The following is a 232-nucleotide window of genomic DNA, read 5'->3' as shown; positions in this document are numbered from 1 at the left end:
GGTTGCTCCTTGCCTTCGCATTCATCTTCGGCGGCTTGACGTGCCAAATAAGCCTCTATGGATTCGACAGGAGCCAGTTGAATTTCTTTCAAGCTATGAATCGAGACGTTAGCCCGAACCTGGGTGCCGTCCACAGCGGCATCGACGTTCGTGTTGACAAGACCCGCGGCTATGCACTGATCCACGACGTACTTCATCAATTTTTCAAAAATGCCATGCTCGCGCCAAAGCT

At 51.7% G+C, this 232-nt stretch carries 1 pseudogene; it reads right to left on the bottom strand.

Going from position 1 to position 232, the window contains the following annotated elements:
* Nucleotides 1-232, bottom strand: a pseudogene (locus PPOP_RS19095) (IS5/IS1182 family transposase); the annotation flags it as partial.

This window comes from Paenibacillus popilliae ATCC 14706 (genome assembly GCF_000315235.1).
Lineage (GTDB): Bacteria > Bacillota > Bacilli > Paenibacillales > Paenibacillaceae > Paenibacillus_B > Paenibacillus_B popilliae.
The sequence above is the reverse complement of the archived record's forward strand: the minus strand, read 5'-3'. Positions and strand labels throughout refer to the sequence as shown.